Source organism: Sulfitobacter sp. HI0027 (assembly GCF_001634775.1).
Taxonomy (GTDB): domain Bacteria; phylum Pseudomonadota; class Alphaproteobacteria; order Rhodobacterales; family Rhodobacteraceae; genus Sulfitobacter.
This window is the reverse complement of record NZ_LWER01000367.1, coordinates 1-211: the sequence shown is the minus strand read 5'-3', so window position 1 is coordinate 211 and position 211 is coordinate 1. Positions and strand designations below refer to the sequence as shown.

General features: G+C 54.5%; 1 protein-coding gene. It reads left to right on the top strand.

The window, feature by feature from the left end; translation table 11 throughout:
* Positions 1-211 (top strand): TRAP transporter large permease subunit (locus A3722_RS23595; protein WP_150120538.1); only part of this gene is annotated, 211 nt, incomplete at both ends.

The following is a 211-nucleotide window of genomic DNA, read 5'->3' as shown; positions in this document are numbered from 1 at the left end:
TGGGCCATGTGAATACCGTCACTTCCGTGGTGTTTTCCGGCATGTCCGGTTCTGCTGTTGCAGATGTCGGCGGGATCGGCCGCCTAAGCTATCGGGCCATGGTCGACCAAGGGTATCCAGCACCTTATAGTGCTGCTGTGACTGTCTCCAGCGCAGTAATCGGTCCAATCATTCCGCCATCAATTCCGATGATCGTTTTCTCAATGGTCTC